At 63.5% G+C, this 13,221-nt stretch carries 18 protein-coding genes; 13 read left to right on the forward strand and 5 right to left on the reverse strand.

Translation table 11 applies throughout. From position 1 onward, the window contains the following. Window positions 1-6 precede the first annotated feature (6 nt). Entirely contained in the window at window positions 7-1,050 is a 1,044-nt protein-coding gene (locus RA29_RS20055; RefSeq protein WP_039689489.1) for an aldo/keto reductase, read from the forward strand. A gap of 135 nt (window positions 1,051-1,185) precedes the next feature. Here the strand turns inward: RA29_RS20055 and RA29_RS20060 are convergent, their stop codons facing one another. Further along, entirely contained in the window at window positions 1,186-2,127 is a 942-nt protein-coding gene (locus RA29_RS20060; protein WP_052249825.1) for a GlxA family transcriptional regulator, read from the reverse strand. Between the two features lie 71 nt (window positions 2,128-2,198). Between RA29_RS20060 and RA29_RS20065 the strand changes: the two genes are divergently transcribed. The 3 genes from RA29_RS20065 to RA29_RS20075 are packed head-to-tail and all read left to right on the forward strand — an operon-like array spanning window position 2,199 to window position 5,142. Next, window positions 2,199-3,113, forward strand: a complete 915-nt coding sequence (locus tag RA29_RS20065) for a 3-keto-5-aminohexanoate cleavage protein (RefSeq protein ID WP_039689418.1) — start codon at window positions 2,199-2,201, stop codon at window positions 3,111-3,113. 26 nt (window positions 3,114-3,139) lie between these two features. Beyond that, entirely contained in the window at window positions 3,140-3,670 is a 531-nt protein-coding gene (locus tag RA29_RS22155) for a hypothetical protein (protein ID WP_152613098.1), read from the forward strand. Further along, window positions 3,655-5,142, forward strand: coding sequence for a carnitine 3-dehydrogenase (locus RA29_RS20075; protein WP_039689420.1), 1,488 nt, complete (start codon window positions 3,655-3,657; stop codon window positions 5,140-5,142). The genes RA29_RS22155 and RA29_RS20075 overlap by 16 nt, the downstream gene beginning before the upstream one ends. A 244-nt stretch (window positions 5,143-5,386) precedes the next feature. On the opposite strand, the gene RA29_RS20080 is transcribed toward RA29_RS20075, so the two are convergent. Further along, window positions 5,387-5,596, reverse strand: a complete 210-nt coding sequence (locus RA29_RS20080; protein ID WP_039689422.1) for a hypothetical protein — start codon at window positions 5,594-5,596, stop codon at window positions 5,387-5,389. Between the two features lie 252 nt (window positions 5,597-5,848). Between RA29_RS20080 and RA29_RS23695 the strand changes: the two genes are divergently transcribed. The 3 genes from RA29_RS23695 to RA29_RS20090 are packed head-to-tail and all read left to right on the forward strand — an operon-like array spanning window position 5,849 to window position 7,418. Beyond that, window positions 5,849-6,091 (forward strand): hypothetical protein, encoded by a 243-nt coding sequence (locus RA29_RS23695; RefSeq protein ID WP_052249827.1) that lies wholly within the window; start codon window positions 5,849-5,851, stop codon window positions 6,089-6,091. A gap of 3 nt (window positions 6,092-6,094) precedes the next feature. Then, complete coding sequence (locus tag RA29_RS23700; RefSeq protein WP_052249828.1) at window positions 6,095-6,499, forward strand: fatty acid desaturase; 405 nt, start codon at window positions 6,095-6,097, stop codon at window positions 6,497-6,499. 16 nt (window positions 6,500-6,515) lie between these two features. Then, entirely contained in the window at window positions 6,516-7,418 is a 903-nt protein-coding gene (locus tag RA29_RS20090) for a DMT family transporter (protein ID WP_039689424.1), read from the forward strand. On the opposite strand, the gene RA29_RS20095 is transcribed toward RA29_RS20090, so the two are convergent. After that, window positions 7,415-8,110: an NUDIX hydrolase gene (locus RA29_RS20095; protein WP_039689425.1), complete on the reverse strand. Its 696-nt coding sequence runs from the start codon at window positions 8,108-8,110 to the stop codon at window positions 7,415-7,417. The genes RA29_RS20090 and RA29_RS20095 overlap by 4 nt on opposite strands. A gap of 40 nt (window positions 8,111-8,150) precedes the next feature. Next, window positions 8,151-8,549 (reverse strand): DUF983 domain-containing protein, encoded by a 399-nt coding sequence (locus RA29_RS20100; protein ID WP_039689427.1) that lies wholly within the window; start codon window positions 8,547-8,549, stop codon window positions 8,151-8,153. 214 nt (window positions 8,550-8,763) lie between these two features. Here RA29_RS20100 and RA29_RS20105 point away from each other — a divergent pair, with 214 nt between their 5' ends. The 4 genes from RA29_RS20105 to RA29_RS20120 are packed head-to-tail and all read left to right on the forward strand — an operon-like array spanning window position 8,764 to window position 10,717. After that, on the forward strand, window positions 8,764-9,207 hold the full coding sequence (locus tag RA29_RS20105; RefSeq protein WP_039689429.1) for an EF-hand domain-containing protein: 444 nt from the start codon (window positions 8,764-8,766) through the stop codon (window positions 9,205-9,207). A 57-nt stretch (window positions 9,208-9,264) separates the two neighbouring features. Next, window positions 9,265-9,852: an RNA polymerase sigma factor gene (locus tag RA29_RS20110; RefSeq protein WP_082029645.1), complete on the forward strand. Its 588-nt coding sequence runs from the start codon at window positions 9,265-9,267 to the stop codon at window positions 9,850-9,852. A 5-nt stretch (window positions 9,853-9,857) separates the two neighbouring features. Then, on the forward strand, window positions 9,858-10,226 hold the full coding sequence (locus tag RA29_RS22170) for a hypothetical protein (RefSeq protein ID WP_152613099.1): 369 nt from the start codon (window positions 9,858-9,860) through the stop codon (window positions 10,224-10,226). 2 nt (window positions 10,227-10,228) lie between these two features. Further along, window positions 10,229-10,717 (forward strand): periplasmic heavy metal sensor, encoded by a 489-nt coding sequence (locus RA29_RS20120; RefSeq protein WP_052249830.1) that lies wholly within the window; start codon window positions 10,229-10,231, stop codon window positions 10,715-10,717. 9 nt (window positions 10,718-10,726) lie between these two features. Here RA29_RS20120 and RA29_RS20125 read toward each other — a convergent pair whose 3' ends face one another. Continuing rightward, on the reverse strand, window positions 10,727-12,124 hold the full coding sequence (locus tag RA29_RS20125) for a diguanylate cyclase (RefSeq protein ID WP_039689433.1): 1,398 nt from the start codon (window positions 12,122-12,124) through the stop codon (window positions 10,727-10,729). A 95-nt stretch (window positions 12,125-12,219) separates the two neighbouring features. Between RA29_RS20125 and RA29_RS20130 the strand changes: the two genes are divergently transcribed. Together RA29_RS20130 and RA29_RS20135 are read left to right on the forward strand one after the other, a co-directional pair. Continuing rightward, a complete protein-coding gene (locus RA29_RS20130) occupies window positions 12,220-12,504 on the forward strand; it encodes a DUF3572 domain-containing protein (RefSeq protein ID WP_039689435.1) in 285 nt (94 codons plus the stop codon). After that, window positions 12,495-13,217, forward strand: coding sequence for an HAD family hydrolase (locus RA29_RS20135; protein ID WP_241462667.1), 723 nt, complete (start codon window positions 12,495-12,497; stop codon window positions 13,215-13,217). The genes RA29_RS20130 and RA29_RS20135 overlap by 10 nt, the downstream gene beginning before the upstream one ends. The last annotated feature ends 4 nt before the right edge of the window (window positions 13,218-13,221 follow it).

A 13,221-nucleotide genomic window follows, 5' to 3' on the forward strand; every position in this document is an offset into this window, starting at 1 on the left:
CCGCACATGGAACGACGCAAATTAGGCCGTACAGGGATCGAGGTGTCCGCGTTGTGCCTTGGGTCCATGACGTGGGGCACCCAGAACACAATGGAGGAGGGCCACGCACAGATCGACCGGGCCCTTGATTCCGGTATCGACTTTGTCGACACGGCCGAGATGTATCCGGTGAACCCCATCGCCAAGGAGACCATTGGCCGGACCGAAGAGATCATCGGTCACTGGTTTGCGGGCGGCGGTGCGCGGGATCGGATGATCCTCGCCTCCAAGCATTCGGGCGCGGGGATGCAGCACGTGCGTGACGGGGCCGACATTTCCGGTGCAACCATTCCCGGCGCGGTCGAGGGATCATTGCGCCGGTTGCAGACCGATTACATCGATCTTTACCAGTTCCACTGGCCCAATCGCGGCAGCTACATGTTCCGGCAGAACTGGGCCTATGATCCGTCGGGCCACGACACGGTCGCCGTGCGTCAGAACATGGAGGATTGTCTGGGCGCGCTGCAGCGCGAGGTTGACCGGGGCACGATCCGTGCCTTTGGCCTGTCCAACGAGAGTGCCTGGGGTACGGCGCAGTGGTTGGCTGCATCCGAGCGGACGGGTGGGCCGCGTGTGGCCTCGGTCCAGAACGAATATTCGTTGATGTGCCGGTTTTATGACACGGACATGGCTGAGCTGAGTTTGAACGAGGATGTGGGCCTGTTGTCTTTTTCCCCATTGGCCACGGGGCTGTTGACCGGGAAGTATCAGGGTGGCGCAGTGCCAGATGGCTCGCGTCTGTCGCTGAACCCGGATCTGGGTGGGCGCAAGACCCCGCGCGCATTCGAGGCGGTGGATGCCTATCTTGCCGTGGCGCAGAAGCACGGGCTGGACCCCAGCCAGATGGCACTGGCGTGGTGTTTGACGCGGCCCTTTATGTGCTCTGCCATCTTTGGCGCGACCACCATGGAGCAGCTTGAGGTCGCCATCGGTGCTGCCGATGTCGCGTTGAGTGAAGAGGTCATGGTCGATCTGGACAATGCTCACCGCGACCATCCGATGCCGTTCTGACCTGAATGCGCTAGCGCATGTGATTCCCGGTGACCCCCATCCTGTCCTTCCCCTCGGGGGAAGGGAGCGGGATGGCTGGCCTACTCAGATAGGCTAGGGGTTTGGGCGTTGGCGACCTGGCCCTCCGGGGGGAGTTTATTTGGCAAAGTGAAGTGTGTTTCGGGTTGCACTTGGGCTTTGGCCGTACTGAGCCTTGTGGGCGCGCGATAGGCTGGATTGGCTTGTGAAGCCGGTGGCGAGGGCGATGCTGTGGAGGTCTTGGGTCGTTGTCGTGATGAGCCGGTGTGCTTCTGTCAGGCGGAGGGTGGTGTAGTGCGCTTTGGGGCTGTGGCCGAACTGTTTTTGGAAGTGTTGTTGCAGGCGACGGGGGCTGAGGCCGAGGCGCGAGGCGATGTCCGGGATGGGGAGAGGCGCGTCGAGATGCGCCTCCATGAGCGCGTGGGCGCGGGCCGTGACTGCGTTGTGATCTGCTGTGGGGTGGTGCCGGATCTGGGGATCGGACGGGGTGGCCTGGGTCATGTGGATAAACCCCGCGGCGACTTTGGCGGCGAGCTGCGGGCCGTGGTGCTGGCCGATGAGGTGCAGCATCATGTCCAGCGCAGGGGCCGCGCCACCGCTGGTCCAGCGCTGACCTGATACCACGTAGCGTGCATTTTCCACGGTGATGGCGGGGAAGGTTTCGGCGAAGATCTGCAAATCTTCCCAATGGGTTGTGGCCTTGTGGGTGTCGAGCAGCCCGGCCTTGGCCGCCAGCCAGGCGCCGCCGTCGATGGCGAGAAGGGTGGTGTTCTTTTCGGTGAGGCGCTGAAGGCTTGCGATGAGGCGGGGGCTGGTCTGAGCCGCAGGATCGAAGCCTGCGACGAGGATCAGGATGTCGCAGCTTGGCAGACGGTGGATGGGATTGGCGGGGATAATTAGTCCAGAGGTGAGGTCGACGGGTGCTGCGTCCGGCGTGAGGAATTGCCAGGTGTAGAGGTCCGATCCGGCCTGTCGGTTGGCCGCACGGAGCGGGTCCACCGCCGTTGCAAGCGACAGCATGTTGGTATTTTGCAGCACGAGAATTGCGATTTTTGTCATGTTGCTTCGTTTTATGACAAGTAGAACCTGACTTGGATGGCAAAGTGGTGTGGGATGCAAGGAGGGTTGTTATGCCGATGTCCATGAACCGTGAGGTCTTCATAACCTGTGCCGTCACCGGGTCGGGGGGGACGCAGGATCGCAGCCCGCATGTGCCGCGTTCGCCGAAGCAGATTGCCGACAGCGCCATTACGGCTGCGAAGGCGGGGGCCGCGGTGGTGCATTGTCATGTGCGCGACCCGGAGACGGGGGTGCCGAGCCGGAAACTTGAGTATTATCGGGAGGTTACGGAGCGTATTCGGGATGCGGATGTGGACGTTGTGCTGAACCTGACCGCGGGAATGGGGGGCGACATGGTGTTTGGCGATACTGAGGCGCCGCTGCCCTTGAAGGAGGACGGGACGGACATGATCGGGGCGTCGGCGCGGGTGGCGCATGTGGCGGAATGCCTGCCGGAGATTTGCACGCTCGACTGCGGGACGATGAACTTTGCCGAGGCCGACTACGTGATGACCAACACGCCCGGGATGCTGACGGCGATGGGGCGGATGATGACCGATCTGGGGGTGAAACCCGAGATCGAAGCCTTTGACACTGGGCATTTATGGTATGCAAAACAACTGGTTAAGGACGGTATTCTGGATGCGCCCGCGCTGGTGCAATTGTGCATGGGCGTGCCTTGGGGCGCGCCGGATGACCTGAACACTTTTATGGCCATGGTCAACAACGTGCCGGAGGATTGGACCTTTTCCGCGTTCTCGTTGGGGCGGAACCAAATGGCTTATGTCGCGGCTGCAGTGCTTGCCGGGGGCAATGTGCGCGTGGGTTTGGAGGACAACCTGTGGCTCGGCAAAGGGGTGCTGGCGGAGAACTGGCAGCTTGTGGAACGGGCCGGGACCATCATCAAGAATATGGGGGCGCGGGTGATTGGCCCGGAAGAGGTGCGGGCGAAACTGGGGCTCGTGAAGCGGGCGCCGAAGGGGTGAGAACAAGGTGTCACCCCCCGTGCACCATGCGTGCACCCCCTGTGCACCCCCAACGGGCGCTTTGGTCGGGTTTCGTTTACCTTTTGGCAATATTCTCGCTGGCTGCCTGTACGTCGGGGTCACTGACCGGTTCGGATGATGCGCGGCTGTTGCGCAATCCCACGGTGCCGATCGGGGCGATCACGCGGTTCGAATTTCCGCGCTTTGACGGGCGCTGGCAGGTTGTGCGCAGTGGGGCCGGTGACTGGCCTCTGGTGGGGTTTGAGATTGCGGCAGGTGTCTGGCGGGAACGGAGCGCATCAGGCGACGGGCGGGATGCGGCGGTGGCGCCGGTTGGGACGGGTATCCTGCGGCTCACTTATGAGGATGGCGATAGTCGCGATCTTTGGGTGCTTTGGATTGATCCCGATCACAACACGGCTGCGATGGGCGATCCGGAGGGACGCTTTGGCTTTGTGGTGACCCGTGATGGCAAAGCGCGCGCGGATCAGATCCGGGCGGCGGAGCAGGTTTTGGATTTCAACGGATATCGGACGGACACATGGGCGAGCCTGTAGCAAAGGTCGCCGCCATCATCGGCGGCGGCGTGATTGGCGGCGGGTGGGCCGCGCGGTTTTTGCTGAACGGGTGGGATGTGCGGGTCTTTGATCCGGACCCGGAGGCGGAGGCCAAGCTGGCACCGGTGCTGGCGCAGGCGCGGCGCGCTTTGCCGAGCCTGACGGATGTGGCCCTGCCCGGCGAAGGAGCGTTGTCGTTTCATTCTGATTTGGCGGAGGCCGTTGCGGGGGCGTACTGGATACAGGAGAGCGTGCCGGAGCGGTTAGACGTTAAGCATCGCACCTTGGCCGCAGTGCAGGCAGCGTGCCCTGCGGATGCGATCATCGGGTCGTCCACCAGCGGGTTCAAACCCAGTGAGTTGCAGGACGGCGCGGCGCGGCCCGGGCAGATCATGGTCTGTCATCCGTTCAACCCGGTTTACCTGATGCCGCTGGTCGAGGTGGTGCCGTCGGGGGCTACGGATGCGCCGCTCATCCAGCGGGCCAAGGCCACGCTGTCTTCGCTGGGGATGTACCCGCTGCATGTGCGCAAGGAGATTGATGCGCATATTGCGGATCGCTTCCTTGAAGCGGTGTGGCGCGAGGCCTTGTGGCTGGTGAAGGACGGAGTGGCGACGACCGAGGAGATCGACGAGGCCATTCGCATGGGTTTTGGTATTCGCTGGGCGCAGATGGGGCTGTTTGACACCTACCGAACTGCCGGGGGCGAGGCCGGGATGCGCCATTTCATGGCGCAGTTTGGCCCGGCGCTGAAGTGGCCCTGGACCAAGTTGATGGATGTGCCGGAATTTACCGATGACCTTGTCGATCTTATTGCCGGGCAGTCGGATGCGCAGTCGGGGCATATGAGCATTTCGGAGATGTTGGCGGCGCGGGATGACAATCTGGTCGCGATGATGCGGGCGCTGAAGGCCAATGACTGGGGCGCGGGTGCGGTTTTGAATAGGCACGAGGCGTCGTTGCGTGCAGGTTCCGTTTTGGACGCTTCTGCCGCTGATCTGGAGGATGTCTCGGCCCCCATTCTGACCGTGCGCCGGGCGGTGCCGCTGGATTGGACCGACTACAATGGGCACATGAACGAGGCACGGTACTTGCAGGCTTTTGGCGATGCGACCGACCGTTTCATGGCGCTGATCGGGTGTGATGCGGAGTATATTGCGACGGGGGGCAGCTACTTCACCGCCGAGACGCATATCCGGCATGTGGACGAGGTGCATGCAGGCACTGTGATTGAGGTACGCACGCAGGTGTTGGCCGGGGCGGGCAAGAAGCTGCATCTGTTTCACGAGATGTATGATGACGACCGATTGCTGGCGACCGGGGAGCATTTCCTGCTGCATGTGAGCCTGGAGACGCGGCGGCCGTCGGAGCCTGCGCCGGGGATTGTGGCGGCGTTGGAGCGGATTGCGGCGGCGCATGCTGTGTTGACGGTGCCTGAGGGTGCGGGGCGTTCTGTCGGGCAGCGGCCGTGAGGTGATCCGATTGAGCGCCTTGCGGCGCGTGACATTTTTGGTTTTGGCTTCCGCTTCACCAAGACAAAACCTTTGTCCCGGGTCCGGCGTCGCAGGGTCTTGGGCGTGACAGAACCGCCCGTCTTTGCCAAGGAAAATAGACCGTATCCCCGCGGTGCGGGGTCCCTCGGCGATTTTGCTTGGCAAAGCCGTGCGCTCCTGTCCCACGTCGACCAAGCGATGCTGGCTCCGAGACAAAGGCCCCTTAGGCGATGAGGGTGCGCAGGCTTTGCAGGTGATCGGGTAGGGCGCGGGCGGTGAAGGAGGCTTGCTGTACCAGCGTGTCGACATGCAGGGACAGGGTGCCTATGGCGCGGGTGAGTTCGCTTTGTGACATGTTCTGGTCCTGAATGGCCGGGGTGAGGCAGGTGCGGAATTGGGTGCCAATCAGGCGCTTGTCGAGGATGTCCAGCACATGACGTTTTTGTAACGATTTGGCTGAATTGTTAAGTCATTTCGGAATTCTCGGCAGCCGGGCGTAGCCGTATTCTCCGAATGGTTTTTCCGGAGAGTTTTGTCGATGCCTGTACGTCGGTCATCGCGCCGTTTGCCTTTTGATCGCCCCTTGCAGATTGAGTGGATCACGTTGGGGGGCTGTGGGTTGTTTACATGGCGCTTTGGGTCCGGGCCGGTGGCGTTGGCTGTGCTGGTCAATCCGGGATAGTTTGTGCCGTATGTGCGCTTTCGCGATACGCATCTGGCGCATCATCAGGATGCGAACCTTACTGACCCCTATGACGAATTTGAGAGCAACTGTATCGACCCTGCGGTTTGGCGGCGGATGCCAGTCCTGGTGCGGGCTCTGCTGCGGGTGAACAACACCCTGGCGGGGCGGATGATCGTGTGGCCGCTTGTGGGGCAGACTGTTTTCATGCGTGATGATTGGCGGGCGGTCCGTGTGGGGCACTAAAAGATGCTGCGCGGGTGGGGGGTGCATCTGCCGGGTTTTGCGCTGGTCTTGGTTTCGGTGAGCGTGAGTGCGATGACGGGCTGGGTCTATCTGGCGGCGTGCTATGCGGCGCTGTCGGTGCTGGAAATCCGGATGTTTTTGGAGCATCAGGCGCGGGCGCGGACGGTGATTGTCGAGGATCGCGGGCTGCTCGCCTTTCTGTTTCTGGACAACAACTTCCATGTGGTGCATCACATGCATCCGCGGGTGCCGTGGTACCGGTTACCTGCGCTCTACCGGGTGCATCGTGAGCGGTACCTGACGTGCAATGAAGGGTATCGTTACGGGTCTTACAGAGAGGTGTTTGCGCGTCACTTTCTGAAGGCCAAGGATCCGGTGCCGCATCCGCTCTGGTTCTCGGATCGGTAAGCGGCCATAGAGGGCCATGGCCCTCTGGATTCCGATCACCGTCGCTGCGGCGTTCTTTCAGACGCTGCGGTTCATGCTGCAGCGACAATTGTCGCTGGGCACGCTGAGCGCGTCGGGTGCTACGCTGGCGCGGTTTCTCTATTCCTCGCCGCTCGTTCTGGTGCTGATCATTCTCTATATGACCTGGACGGCACAGGTGTGGCCGGAGTTCGGGTGGCGGTTCTGGGTGTTTGGCGCCCTTGGCGGTGCGGCACAGATTCTCGCCACCGTTGCGACCGTGATGCTGTTTCAGGCCCGCAACTTTGCCGTTGGGATCACGTTCAAGAAGACCGAGGGCATTCAGGCCGTGCTGGTGGGTTGGGTGCTGCTGGGGGATGTGGTCAGCGGTTGGGGCTTTGCCGCCATCGGCCTTGGGCTGGTTGGGGTGCTGTTGCTGTCTGCGCCGCCCGAGATGGCGCGGTGGGGGTGGCGTGACCTGGCCAATCGCTCCACTGGTTTGGGCGTGATGGCTGGGCTGCTCTTTGCAGTTTCCGGTGTCTGCTACCGGGGAGCGTCGCTGAGCCTTGATCTGGCTGATCCGCTGGCGCGGGCGGGCCTGACCCTGGCGGCGGTGACAGCGATGCAAACAGTGGCGATGCTGTTGTGGCTGCGCTGGCGCGAGCCGGGGCAGATCGCTGCGGTGTGGTCTGCGCGCCGGGTGGCCATTTGGGTTGGCCTGATGTCGATGGCGGGGTCGTTTTGCTGGTTCACCGCTTTCACCCTGCAAAACGCGGCCTATGTCAAAGCCGTCGGCCAGGTGGAGTTGGCGATGAGCGCGCTGGCCAGTGTGCTGATCTTTCGCGAGACCATCAAACTGCGCGAATGGATGGGGATGGGCGTGCTTTTGGCGTCGATCCTGCTGCTGGTTGCGGTGATCTAGTCTGTCATCGGGTGACCGCGCAGACGCAGGAACAGGCTTTCTTCGTCATTGTTTTTGAAGAAGGGCACGCTGTCGGGCGGCGTGCGGTCGGTGACGCGAGCGGCTATTTCGGCCAGCACAACCTCGGTGATGAAGGGCATGTCGAAGCTGCGGATCTCGTCCAGCGCGACCCATTGCAGATGCGACAGCTCGTCCGAGGCGCGGCTGAAATCATCGGGCTCGGAGGCGAGATCATCGGCGTCGATCAGGAAAAAGCGGGCGTCAAAGCGCCGGGGACGGCCCGGAGGCGTGAGCGCGCGGAACACGAACTGCAGCGGTGCCGCATGGGGCCTGTAGCCGGTGGAGGCGAACTGTGTCCAATCGGGCGGAGCGTCGGACCAACGGCCCGATTGGCCGAGGATCTGGCCGGTTTCCTCGAAAAGCTCGCGAATGGCGGCGGCTGCGAGGGCAGGCACCAGACCGGCATCGCCGTCCTCGGCCAGCCGTGCGTCATTCGGGGACGTCAGTGGCGAAGCCAGCTGGACGGTATGATCGCCTGCATCCACCGCGCCGCCCGGAAAGACGAATTTGTTCGGCATGAACGCCGCCTTGGCCCCGCGCTGGCCCATCAGGATACGCGGGGTCGTGAACCGGTCGCGCAGCACGATCACGGTGGCTGCGTTTCGGATCTGGGACTTGTCTGTTTCCGTCATCTTACCCCTTGCGGCTCAGCGCCCCCCCGGGGTGCTGGACCTAGCCGTGCCGGCCGAAGCCGCCCATGCCCCGCGCCCATTGAAAGCCGACGATGGCCCCCTTGAACCTGGGCAAAAGGTAAAGCGACAGGCCCACGCAGCCAACTGCAAAAATGGTGAACAGCACCAGCGGCTCGGGCCGGAATTCGACAAACACCACATGCAGGAGCGGCGCCATCAGGTGCCCGACCAGCAGGATCGTCAGATAGGCAGGGCCGTCATCGGCGCGGGCGTGCGTGTAGTCCAGCTTGCAGACAGAGCAGCTATCAGCGAGCTTCAGATAGCCCTTGAGCACATGGCTGTTGCCGCAGCGCGGGCATTTGCGCCGCCAGCCGCGCAGCAGGGCCGTGCGCATGGAACGTTCGGGCGTGTCGGTGAGGCTTGTCTGCTCGGACTGCATGGGAAACACCTTTCTCGGAATTTGCGCACCATGCTGTGATTGTCGGCCGAGTGGAATGTCACAATCTGTCCTTGCGTCCCGATGTCGCGTCCAGATGTCTTTGGGGGGCGTGTGCATTTTTTTTCGACGGAACCTGCGGCCCCTCCCGTTTGAAGAGGCACAGAGCGGCGGAAGTAACCGACCGTTCGGAGGCAAAGAAAACGGAGAGACACCTATGAAACGCAGCACATTTATTGCCGCTATCGCCGCAGCGGCTATCGGCGTGACCACGATTTCGGCCATGGCGCGTGACCGCGGTCCAGACTTTTCCGCGCTGGACGCGGATGGCAGCGGTGAAGTGACCCTGCAGGAGATGCAGGCCGCCGGGCAGGCGCGCTTTGCCGAGGCGGACACCGATGGTGACGGGTTCTTGAGCGTTGAGGAGCTTCAAGCCCGTGGCGAAGAGCGTGCAAGGACACGGGCCGAGCGTGTTCTGGCCCGGATGGATGCCAACGAGGACGGTAAGTTGTCGATGGAAGAGATGCGGAACAATCGCCGCGATCCGGCACGGATGTTCGAGCGTCTGGATGCCGACAGCAGCGGCGGCATTTCCGCCGAAGAGTTCGAGCAGGCGCGGTCAGAGGCCCGCAAGCGTGGCCCCAAGCAGCGCGACAACTGATGGTCAGCGGTCCCGCCCCTTGTTTGCAGGGGCGGGACCATGCAGTTTGCCGAAACGATGACCATGCCGCTTGACGCCCGCCCGGATGTGGATGACGCAGCCCTTCTGGCCCGCTATGCGCGGGGCGATGCGGCGGCGGCGCGTGCGTTGACCATCCGCCTTGTGCCCCGCGCGCAGGCGCAGGCCTTTCGCATGCTGGGGGACGCGACAGAGGCCGAAGATGTGGTGCAGGAGGCGATGCTGCGCCTGTGGCGTATCGCGCCCGAGTGGCGGGAGGGGGAGGCGCAGGTGTCGACATGGCTTTATCGCGTGGTGTCGAACCTGTGTACTGACCGTCTGCGCAAGCGCCCGCGGTCAGGGATGGCCCTGGAGGACGTGGCCGAGCCCGAGGACCCCAGCCCCGGCGCGGAGGCGCGCTTGCAGGAGACCGCCCGCCACGCCGCCTTGCGCGCGGCCATTTCAGATCTGCCGGAACGGCAGCGTATGGCGCTGACATTGCGCCATTTCGAGGGGGCGTCGAACCCAGAGATTGCAGCGGCACTTGGCGTGAGTGTCGAGGCGGTGGAAAGCCTGACCGCCCGTGCCAAGCGCGCGCTGGCGCAGGCCTTGAAAGGGCGGGTGGCCGCCCTTGGATATGAAGGATGAAGGACATGACCCGAGGCCCACACGCGCCCGATCCGGGCAAGACCATCGAAGAGATGCTGGATGATCTGGCAGCGGATCCCGGTCCGGGCCCGTCTGCCGACCTGATGGCCCGTGTGCTGGCGGATGCACAGACCCATCTGCCTGCTCCGGGTGGAGCCGTGGCTGCGGCTCCTTGGTGGCGCCAGATGGTACAGGGCATTGGTGGCTGGGGCGCTGTCGGTGGCCTTATGGCGGCGACGGTCACTGGCTTTGTCGTCGGTTTGGGGGCGCTGGATTCGACCGGTGCGGACCTGGTTTGGACACTTGGATATGATGATTACTATGACGCTGAGCTCGGCCTCGATGCCTTTGGTTGGGCGCTGGAGGAGGGGTGAGTATGGGTGACACGCAAGTTGAGCGGCGCGCGCCGCTCTGGTTGAAGCTTCTGCTTGGCCTTTCTTTGTCGCTCAATCTGGCAGTGATTGGACTGGTTGCCGGGTTTGTGTTGCGGGGCGGGCCGCTGGGAGGCAAGGGGCCGGGCATGGGCTATGCGATGCCGTATGTGATGGCGCTGCCGCAGGAGGACCGCCGCCGCGTCTTTGGCAGTGTGCGCAACGATCCGGACCTGCCCGGCCGCGGCGCGCGTCGGGCGGCATATAATGACATGGTGGCGGCCCTTGATGCAGACGAGTTTGATCGCGCGGCGGTCGAGGCTGTCTTGCTGCGTCAGTCCCGCGGTGTCGCCGACGTTCAGGCCGTGGCGCAGGCCACTTGGTTGGAGATCGTGGCGGAGATGCCTGCTGAGGAACGGCGCGCCTATGCCCAGCGTGTCCGCGAGGTTGCGCGGCGCGGTGGCGGGCGTGGCAAGCCCGATCGCAAGGACTGATCTGCGCCGCTAGGCTGCCGGGCGGTCGAGCGTGACGCGGTTGCGCCCCTCCGCCTTGGCCCCGTAAAGCGCGCGGTCCGCCCGGTCGAGCAGGGTTTCGGGGGTGTGGGGCACGGACGTCTTCGCGCCCCGGGCCGGATCGACCACGGTCATGCCAATCGACATGGTGGCGTTCACTTGAGTGGCTTGGTCGGGCACATCGAACGGGGTTGCTTCGATGATGTTGCACAGGCGTTTGGCAGCCTTGCGCGCGTTTGACAGGCCCGCGCCGGGCAGGACGATCAGGAACTCTTCGCCCCCGATCCGGGCAATCAGATCCACCGCGCGCAGATTCTCGCGCAGGCGGCGTGCGGTTTCGATCAGCACCGCATCGCCCGCCGCATGGCCCATGGTGTCGTTGATCCGTTTGAAGTGGTCCATATCGGCGACCATCACCGCATAGGGCTTGCCCGTGCGCGCTGCCCGTTCCGCGATCCGGGAGAGGTGCGGCATGGCATAGCGTCGGTTGTGCAACCCTGTCAGCGGGTCGATCACGGCGGCCTCGATCCCGGATTTCACCGTGTCGCGCAGCGCATCGGTGACCCGCTTGCGGTTCAGCAGTGCCTCAAGCCGCAGGGCCATCTCGTCCGTGGTGCGCGTGTTGCGCATCATGTCGTTGGCCCCCATGTCGAGCATCTGCGCGCCCAGCGTCATGTCATCGGACCCAATTACACCGAGTATCGCGCAATGCCGCGTGCTGGCCTGGCTGCGCACGGTGGCAAGCAGTTGCAGCATCTGCGGCCCTTCATTCGGCTCAACGATCAGCAAAAGCGCGTCGGGTGCGCGGCCTGGCTCCAGGTCGGCCACAGCGGTTGCGGGCCGGGCAAAGCTGATCCGTGCGCTCATCCGGTGGGTGAGCGCCGCCGCCCATGGTTCGGCCTTGGCCCCGTCGCGGGCGATGATGCGGACTGACTGATCCGGGGCAAAACCCGTTGCCGCCTCGGCAAAGCCCAGGGCGCGTGATGTCCCTTCGCGCAATGTCCATTCGCTTGCGGTTGCATAGGCCCGGATGATCGACCGGGTGCGCGCCAGCAGGAGTGCGTCGTTGATCGGTTTCTGCATCACATCGTCGATCCCACCGGCCAGCAAGCGCAGGCGTTCGGCATTGTCATCGCAGCCGCTGAGCGCGATCATCGGAACCTTGCCCGCCAGGCCAGCCTTGCGCATCCGGTTCAGAAGCCGCAGCGGATCACCATCGGGCAGGTCGGTTGCGCACAGGATCAGATCAGGGAGATCTTGCGCCATCACCTGCATCGCTTCAGCGACGGAGGCGGCTTGGGCCATGTGGTAGTGACTGGCCGCCAGTTTGACACGCAGCACGATGCGGTTTGTCGCAATCGGGTCGATAAGAAGGACCTTGCCGTGCATGATGCGTTTCCAATTCGTTACAAAAGACGTACGTTAGGTTCTTGATCGTTTAGGTTAACAAAGCGTTTCCATCAGACTGCAAAGGCACAAACGTGATGTCCCATTCGCAAGAATCCGCCGAAGTGGTCGCGCTGCAGGCCGTGGCGTGGATGGCGGGCAATGAAGAGATGTTGCCCGTCTTTCTGGGCGCGACAGGTGCGAGCGAGGCAGACATGCGCGCGGGTGTGGGAGATCCCGCCTTTCTGGGCGCGCTTCTGGATTTCATAATGATGGATGATGCCTGGGTCACGGCGTTCTGCGACGCACAGGGCCTGCCTTACGACGCACCGATGCGGGCACGCATGGCGCTGCCGGGTGGCGGAGACGTGCATTGGACGTGACTGCACCACCTGCGCCGGTCCGCGGCGTGATCTTTGACAAGGACGGCACGCTCTTTGACTTTTCCACGACGTGGGAAGCGTGGGCCGCCGCATTTCTGCGCCGGGCAGCCAAAGGGGACGAGGCCCTGGCCGAGCGGGCGGGTGCGGCCATTGGCTTTGACCTGTTGCGCGCCCGATTTGCACGCGACAGCATCGTGATTGCTGGAACGCCAACCGAGATCGCGGCGGAGCTTGCAGCCCATTTTCCGGATCTGTCGCCTGACGACATGATCCTCCTTCTGAACCAGGAGGCGTCACGGGCACCGCAGGCGGAGGCTGTGCCTCTTGTGCCCTTGCTGACTGCCTTGCGCGAGCGCGGGCTTGCCCTTGGGGTCGCGACCAATGACGCCGAAACGCCCGCCCGCGCGCATCTGGCGGAAGCGCAAGTGGACGGTTTGTTCGATTTCATTGCAGGCAGCGACAGTGGCTATGGTGGCAAACCCGCGCCTGGGCAGCTTTTGGGCTTCTGCGCGCAGACTGGACTGACGCCGGATACAGTCGTCATGGTGGGCGACAGCACCCATGACCTGATGGCTGGCCGTGCCGCCGGGATGCGCACGCTTGCCGTGCTGACCGGTCTTGCGCCGCGCGAGGTGCTGGCACCTTTTGCCGATGCCGTGCTGCCCGATATCGGTGCGCTGCCCGCCTGGCTGGACGAGGTTGCCGTCCCCTGACGGA

The sequence above is a fragment of the Tateyamaria sp. ANG-S1 genome, assembly GCF_000814025.1.
Classification (GTDB): Bacteria; Pseudomonadota; Alphaproteobacteria; order Rhodobacterales; family Rhodobacteraceae; genus Tateyamaria.

Excerpts from the sequence above, each read along its gene's own strand:
- RA29_RS20055 (WP_039689489.1), top strand. The coding sequence starts at position 7 with ATGGAACGACGCAAATTAGGCCGTACAGGGATCGAGGTGTCCGCGTTG.
- RA29_RS20060 (WP_052249825.1), bottom strand. The coding sequence starts at position 2,127 with ATGACAAAAATCGCAATTCTCGTGCTGCAAAATACCAACATGCTGTCG.
- RA29_RS20065 (WP_039689418.1), top strand. The coding sequence starts at position 2,199 with ATGCCGATGTCCATGAACCGTGAGGTCTTCATAACCTGTGCCGTCACC.
- RA29_RS22155 (WP_152613098.1), top strand. The coding sequence starts at position 3,140 with ATGCGTGCACCCCCTGTGCACCCCCAACGGGCGCTTTGGTCGGGTTTC.
- RA29_RS20075 (WP_039689420.1), top strand. The coding sequence starts at position 3,655 with ATGGGCGAGCCTGTAGCAAAGGTCGCCGCCATCATCGGCGGCGGCGTG.
- RA29_RS23700 (WP_052249828.1), top strand. The coding sequence starts at position 6,095 with ATGCTGCGCGGGTGGGGGGTGCATCTGCCGGGTTTTGCGCTGGTCTTG.
- RA29_RS20090 (WP_039689424.1), top strand. The coding sequence starts at position 6,516 with ATGGCCCTCTGGATTCCGATCACCGTCGCTGCGGCGTTCTTTCAGACG.
- RA29_RS20095 (WP_039689425.1), bottom strand. The coding sequence starts at position 8,110 with ATGACGGAAACAGACAAGTCCCAGATCCGAAACGCAGCCACCGTGATC.
- RA29_RS20100 (WP_039689427.1), bottom strand. The coding sequence starts at position 8,549 with ATGCAGTCCGAGCAGACAAGCCTCACCGACACGCCCGAACGTTCCATG.
- RA29_RS20105 (WP_039689429.1), top strand. The coding sequence starts at position 8,764 with ATGAAACGCAGCACATTTATTGCCGCTATCGCCGCAGCGGCTATCGGC.
- RA29_RS20110 (WP_082029645.1), top strand. The coding sequence starts at position 9,265 with ATGACCATGCCGCTTGACGCCCGCCCGGATGTGGATGACGCAGCCCTT.
- RA29_RS22170 (WP_152613099.1), top strand. The coding sequence starts at position 9,858 with ATGACCCGAGGCCCACACGCGCCCGATCCGGGCAAGACCATCGAAGAG.
- RA29_RS20120 (WP_052249830.1), top strand. The coding sequence starts at position 10,229 with ATGGGTGACACGCAAGTTGAGCGGCGCGCGCCGCTCTGGTTGAAGCTT.
- RA29_RS20125 (WP_039689433.1), bottom strand. The coding sequence starts at position 12,124 with ATGCACGGCAAGGTCCTTCTTATCGACCCGATTGCGACAAACCGCATC.
- RA29_RS20130 (WP_039689435.1), top strand. The coding sequence starts at position 12,220 with ATGTCCCATTCGCAAGAATCCGCCGAAGTGGTCGCGCTGCAGGCCGTG.